This is a genomic window from Amnimonas aquatica (assembly GCF_002943415.1).
Taxonomy (GTDB): Bacteria; Pseudomonadota; Gammaproteobacteria; order Pseudomonadales; family Moraxellaceae; genus Perlucidibaca; species Perlucidibaca aquatica_A.
In genome coordinates, this window is sequence record NZ_PTQZ01000107.1 from 1 (window position 1) to 6,016 (window position 6,016).

5 protein-coding genes, 1 tRNA gene and 1 pseudogene are annotated in these 6,016 nt (G+C 67.7%); 1 reads left to right on the forward strand and 6 read right to left on the reverse strand.

The genetic code is table 11. The features are described from left to right. The 5 genes from secF to queA all read right to left on the reverse strand — a co-directional run. A partial coding sequence (gene secF / locus C5O18_RS05550; protein WP_105192204.1) for a protein translocase subunit SecF occupies positions 1–753 on the reverse strand: 753 nt, incomplete at its 3' end. A 9-nt stretch (positions 754–762) separates the two neighbouring features. Continuing rightward, on the reverse strand, positions 763–2,619 hold the full coding sequence (gene secD, locus C5O18_RS05555) for a protein translocase subunit SecD (protein WP_105192206.1): 1,857 nt from the start codon (positions 2,617–2,619) through the stop codon (positions 763–765). A 65-nt stretch (positions 2,620–2,684) separates the two neighbouring features. Further along, positions 2,685–3,014 (reverse strand): preprotein translocase subunit YajC, encoded by a 330-nt coding sequence (gene yajC, locus C5O18_RS05560; protein ID WP_105192208.1) that lies wholly within the window; start codon positions 3,012–3,014, stop codon positions 2,685–2,687. A gap of 18 nt (positions 3,015–3,032) precedes the next feature. Further along, positions 3,033–4,148 carry a tRNA guanosine(34) transglycosylase Tgt gene (gene tgt, locus C5O18_RS05565; protein WP_105192210.1) on the reverse strand — a complete coding sequence of 372 codons (1,116 nt, stop codon included), beginning with the start codon at positions 4,146–4,148 and terminating at the stop codon, positions 3,033–3,035. After that, positions 4,148–5,254, reverse strand: a complete 1,107-nt coding sequence (gene queA, locus C5O18_RS05570) for a tRNA preQ1(34) S-adenosylmethionine ribosyltransferase-isomerase QueA (RefSeq protein ID WP_105192212.1) — start codon at positions 5,252–5,254, stop codon at positions 4,148–4,150. Before queA ends, tgt begins: the two co-directional genes overlap by 1 nt. 125 nt (positions 5,255–5,379) lie before the next feature. On the opposite strand from queA, the gene C5O18_RS05575 reads away from it, so the two are divergent. Beyond that, positions 5,380–5,466 (forward strand) — tRNA-Leu (locus tag C5O18_RS05575). 75 nt (positions 5,467–5,541) lie between these two features. On the opposite strand, the pseudogene C5O18_RS11135 reads toward C5O18_RS05575, so the two are convergent. After that, positions 5,542–6,006, reverse strand: a pseudogene (locus tag C5O18_RS11135) (fatty acid desaturase); the annotation flags it as partial. Between the last annotated feature and the right edge of the window lie 10 nt (positions 6,007–6,016).

The window sequence follows — 6,016 nt, forward strand, 5'->3', positions numbered from 1 at the left end:
CAGCATGGCCAGCACCACCACGGCCACGGTGAGCACGGTCATGATGGTGCGGCGCAGGGTTTCGGTCAGCGAGATATCGACGATCTCGACCGGGTCGGCGCGACGCAGCTTGCGGAAGTTTTCGCGGATACGGTCGAAGACCACGATGGTGTCGTTCAGCGAGTAGCCGATCAGCGCCAGCACGGCGGCCAGCACGGTGAGGTCGAAGGGCCAGCCGAAGAGCGAGAACACGCCGAGCGTGAACAGCACGTCGTGGATCAGCGAAACCACGGCGCCGACGGAGAACTTCCAGCGGTAGCGCACGGCGATGTAGGCCATCATCATCAGCATGGCGAAGCCCATGGCCATGAGCGACTGCGCGTAGAGCTCGTCGCCGACCTGGGAGCCGACGCTGTCGATCTGCAGCACCGTGGCACGGTTGTCCGGGGTGGACACGATGTCGACGATGCGGTTGCCGACCAGCGTGGCCTCGCCCGGCTGCGGCGGCAGGCGCACCTGCACCGAATGGGCATCGCCAAGGTACTGCACCACGGCATCCTCGATGCCCGCCCCTGCCAGCGCGCTGCTGATCTGGGCCTGGTGCGCCGGCTCCTGGAAGCGCAGCTCGACGGAGGTGCCGCCGGTGAAGTCGAGGCCGAGGTTGAGGCCCTTGGTCACCAGCGACACCAGACCGATCAGCACCATCGCGGCGGAGAAGATCGCCATGCCGCGGCGGAAACGCATGAAACGGATGATGCGTACTTCTTCAGTCATGACGAACTCTCAGATACTCAGGCGGCTGACGCGACGGCCGCCGTAGGCCAGCTGCACGATGGCGCGCGTCACCGTGATGGCCGTGAACATGGAGGTGGCGATACCGATGGCCAGCGTCACCGCGAAGCCCTTGATCGGACCGGTGCCGATGCCGAACAGGATGATGGCCACGATCAGGGTGGTCAGGTTGGCATCGAGAATGGTGCCGTAGGCTCGGTCATAGCCGGCCACGATGGCGGCCTGGGGCGACAGGCCCCGCCGTATCTCCTCGCGGATGCGCTCGCAGATCAGCACGTTGGCATCGACCGCCATGCCGATGGTGAGCACGATGCCGGCGATGCCGGGCAGCGACAGGGCGGCGCCAAGGGCGCCCATGACCGCCACCAGGATGGCCACGTTGAGGAACAGCGCGACATTGGCGATGAGACCGAAGCCCTTGTAGACCGCCAGCATGATCAGCGCCACCAGCAGGAAACCGAGCTGGGTCGAGAACATGCCCTTCTCGATGTTGTCCTGGCCGAGACTGGGGCCGATGGTGCGCTCCTCGACGAAGTACATGGGCGCCGCCAGGGCGCCGGCGCGCAGCAGCAGCGCCAGCTCCTGCGCTTCGACCGGCGAATCCAGACCGGTGATGCGGAACTGCGAGCCGAGCATGGACTGCACGGTGGCGACGTTGATGACGCGGCGCTCGATGTAGGGTTCGCGAATCTCGACGGCCTTGCCCTCGGCATCGGTCTCGTAGCGCAGGCGCTGCTTGTTCTCGACGAACAGCACCGCCATCTGGCGACCGACCGAATCACGGGTGGCATCGGCCATCAGGCGGCCGCCACGGGTGTCGAGGTTAATGTTGACCTGCGGGCGCGAGTATTCGTCGAAGCTGGACTGGGCGTTGGTGACGCGCTCGCCGGTGACGATCTTGCGGCGCTCCAGCAGCACCGTGCCGCCACGATTGAAATTGAAACGCTCGGCGCCGGCCGGCACCGAGAAGCCGGTGTCGGCGGCCTGGCTGGTGAAGCGGAACTCCAGGCTGGCGGTGCGGCCGAGGATGCGCTTGGCTTCCGCGGTGTCCTGCAGGCCGGGCAGCTCGACCACGATGCGGCTGGCGCCCTGGCGCTGGATCACCGCTTCGGCGACACCCAGCTCGTTGATGCGGTTGCGCAGCGTGGTGAGGTTCTGGTTGACGGCGTAGTTGGTGATCTCGGTGCGCTTCTCGGGCGTGAAGTCCAGGCGCAGGGCGGGACCGTCGTCGCTGCTCACCGGGGTCAGCGTGAACTCGGAGAACTGGCGGCGCAGCACATCCTGGCCGGCATCACGGTCCTTCGCGTTGGCGAAACGCACCTCCAGCAGGCCGCCCGGCTGTTCGGCGACCGCGCGGTAGGCCACGCTGGCGTCGCGGAACTGCTTCTTGATGTCGGTGACGTAGGTTTCCTGACGCTGCTCCAGGGCCTTGGCAACATCGACCTCGAGCTTGAAGTGGACACCGCCGCGCAGGTCGAGGCCCAGCTTCATGGGCTTGGCGCCAATGCTGCTCAGCCACTCCGGCGTGGTCGGCGCCAGGTTCAGCGCCACCACGTAGTTCTCGCCCAGGGCGCGGCGCAGCACGGCCTGTGCCTGCACCTGATCCTCCGGCGTCTTGAGACGGACCAGCACGCCCTTGGCCTGGACCTCGTCGCCATGGTGGGCGATCTTCGCCTCATCGAGCGCGATGGCCGCGCGCTTGAGCAGGGCCTCGTCGATCGGCGTCGCCGCCTGGGCGCCGGAGACCTGCAGCGCCGGCTCGTCCGGGTACAGGTTGGGCAGCGAGTAGAGGATACTGATGATCATCACGAGGACGATCAGGACATACTTCCAGGCGGGAAAACGCATGCGGATACCTGTCGACAGCAATCAGCGGAAATGAATGCCCCCGGACAAGCCGGGGGCGGGCAGCCTCAGAGGCTCTTCAGCGTGCCCTTGGGCAGGCTGGCGATGACCGAGACCTTCTGGATCTTCACTTCCAGGTTGTCGTTGATCTCGACCACGGCGAAGTCGCCCTCCAGCTTGACGATGCGGCCGAGCAGGCCGCCGGCGAACACCACCTCGTCGCCCTTCTGCAGGCCGTCGATCAGCGCGCGGGCTTCCTTCTGGCGCTTGGCCTGCGGACGCCACAGCAGGAAGTAGAAGATCAGCAGGAAGCCGAGCAGCATGACGATCTGGCCAGTGGCGCCCGGGCCGGCGGCCGGTGCGGTGTTGGCGTAGGCATCGGCAATGAAGAAGCTCATGGAAATACTCCGGTTCTATCAGTTCAAAGGGGGTGTGGGCAGGCCGCGGCGGGCATAGAAGTCATCCACGAAGGGCTGCAATCTACCGTGTTCGATGGCCTCGCGCAAACCGGCCATGAGTCGCTGGTAATAGCGCAGATTGTGGATGGTGCCGAGCTGCGCGCCGAGCATTTCCCCGCACTTGTCGAGGTGGTGCAGATAGGCGCGCGAGAAGCCCGTGCAGGCCTCGCAGTCGCAGTGCGGATCGAGCGGGCCGGTATCGGTCTTGTACTGGCTGTTGCGGATGCGCACGATGCCGTCGGTGACGAAATAGTGACCGTTCCTGGCGTTGCGGGTGGGCATGACGCAGTCGAACATGTCGATGCCGCGGCGCACGCCCTCGACCAGGTCCTCCGGCTTGCCCACGCCCATGACATAGCGCGGCTTGTCCGCCGGCAGGTGCCCGGGCAGGAAGTCGAGGATGCGGATCATGTCCTCCTTGGGCTCGCCCACCGACAGCCCGCCGATGGCGTAGCCGTCGAAGCCGATCGCCTGCAGGCCGTCCAGCGACTTCAGGCGCAGGTCCTCGTACATGCCGCCCTGGACGATGCCGAACAGCGCGTTGGGGTTGTCGCCATGGGCACCCTTCGAGCGCTTCGCCCAGCGCAGCGACAGCACCAGCGAGCGGTCGGCCTCCTCGTGCGTGGCCGGGTACGGCGTGCACTCGTCGAAGATCATGACGATGTCGGAGCCGAGGTCACGCTGGATGCGCATGCTCTCCTCCGGGCTCAGGAACACCTTGCTGCCGTCCACCGGCGACTGGAAGCGCACGCCCTCCTCGGTGATCTTGCGCAGCTTGCCGAGGCTGAACACCTGGAAGCCGCCGGAATCGGTGAGGATGGGCCCCTGCCACTGGGTGAAGTCGTGCAGGTCGCCATGCGCCTTGATGATCTCCGTGCCCGGGCGCAGCCAGAGGTGGAACGTGTTGCCGAGGATGATCTCGGCGCCGATGGCGTGGATGTCGCGCGGCAGCATGCCCTTGACCGTGCCGTAGGTGCCGACCGGCATGAACGCCGGGGTCTGCACGGTGCCGCGCGCGAACGTCAGTTCGCCGCGCCGGGCCTTGCCGTCGGTGGCTTTCAGGGTGAATCGCATCAGGACTCCCGGCCCGCGCCGGGGCGGGTCACGAACATGGCATCGCCATAGCTGAAGAAGCGGTAGCGCGCGCTCACGGCCTCGGCGTAGGCCGCCAGCACCGCCTCGCGCCCGGCCAGCGCCGACACCAGCATGAGCAGGGTCGATTCGGGCAGGTGGAAATTGGTGATCAGGGCATCGATCAGCTGCCAGCGGTAGCCGGGCGCGATGAAGATGCGGGTGTCGCCCGCGAACGGCGCCAGCGTGGCGGCGGCATCGCCGCTGCCGGCCGGGAAGCCGGCGGCCAGCGACCAGCCTTCCGGATCGACGCCCTGCCCCGCCCAGGCCGCCGACTCCAGCGCACGCACGCTGGTGGTGCCGACCGCGATGACACGACCGCCGCGCGCCTTCGCCGCCTGCACGGCGGCGACGACATCGGCGCCGACGGTGAGCCACTCGGCATGCATGACATGGTCGCGGATGTCATCGGCACGCACCGGCTGGAAGGTGCCGGCGCCGACATGCAGGGTCACGAACGCCGTCTCGACGCCGTGCGCGCGCAGGGCATCGAGCAGCGGCTGGTCGAAGTGCAGGCCGGCCGTGGGCGCCGCCACCGAGCCGGCATCGCGGGCATAGACGGTCTGGTAGCGCTCGCTGTCCGAGGCTTCGGCGGCACGGCCGAAGTACGGCGGCAGCGGCATTTCGCCCAGGCGCGCCATCAGCGCCTGCCAGGGCTCGTCGGCCTCGAGCAGGAACAGGTCGCCCTCGCGGCCGGCCATGCGCACGGCGCTGCCGTCAGCCAGATGCAGCACGCCGCCCGGCTTCGGCGACTTGCTGGCGCGAACATGGGCCAGCGCCCGCGTCGGTGCCGGCAGGCGCTCGACCAGGATCTCCGCCTGGCCGCCGGTCTCCTTGCGGGCGAACAACCGCGCCGGCATGACCCGGGACTGGTTGAACACCAGCAGGTCGCCCGGCCGCAGCAGACCGAGCAGGTCGCGGAAAGCGGCATGGCGGAAGCCGCCGCTGTCGCCATCCAGGCAGAGCAAGCGCGAGGCGCTGCGCTCCGCCAGCGGATAGCGGGCGATCAGCGCGTCGGGAAGCTCGAAAGTGAAGTCGCTGCGGTGCATGCCGGTTCCGGCGGGGAAAAATCGGGCGCGCAGTATAGCAGTGCCATGCGCAACGGCGAGGCCGGTCGCCGGCACGCCGCCTTGACCGGCCGACCTCCCCCGCTATAATCCGCCGACCCTCCCGGGCCGGGATGGCGGAACTGGTAGACGCAGCGGACTCAAAATCCGCCGGTGGAGACATCGTAAGGGTTCGATTCCCTTTCCCGGCACCACGACTCCCGCACCGGACGCAGCCCGAAACCGGACACCCGCGCCGGACGCTGCCCCTCGTGATGCTCGCGCCTCGCCTCCCAGGCCGCCTTCAGCCGGTGGAACGGCACCGTCGGATACAGGTGATGCACCAGATGCCGGTTCTGCCCGGCCATCAGCACCGTCAGCAGCGTGTCACGGCCCTCGCGCAGCGAGCTGGCGCCGTAGATGTCGTCTTTCTGCAGCACATCGTGCGGATGGTGCGGCAGGAACACGAACACGAACACGATCAGCCACAGTCCCGCCCGCGACGACAGGAACCAGAACACGAAGAGCTCCGGCCCGGTGAAATGGAACAGCAGGGCCAGCGCCGCCAGGCCGAGCACGAACTGGCAGAGCACCTGCCTGACCTCGCGCGGCGGGCGCGTGCCCGCCTTCCTCAGGTACTGCGGCAGATAGAAGACCTCGAAGAACGGCCACAGCAGCAGCGGCCCGTACCAGCGTCCGGTCAGCATGCGGTCCGGATCGTTGTCGTGCTCGTTGGTGAAACGGTGGTGCTGCATGTGCCCCCAG

Bases quoted from the DNA above. Each gene is read 5' to 3' on its own strand.
- secD (WP_105192206.1), bottom strand. From the start codon at position 2,619: ATGCGTTTTCCCGCCTGGAAGTATGTCCTGATCGTCCTCGTGATGATC.
- yajC (WP_105192208.1), bottom strand. From the start codon at position 3,014: ATGAGCTTCTTCATTGCCGATGCCTACGCCAACACCGCACCGGCCGCC.
- tgt (WP_105192210.1), bottom strand. From the start codon at position 4,148: ATGCGATTCACCCTGAAAGCCACCGACGGCAAGGCCCGGCGCGGCGAA.
- queA (WP_105192212.1), bottom strand. From the start codon at position 5,254: ATGCACCGCAGCGACTTCACTTTCGAGCTTCCCGACGCGCTGATCGCC.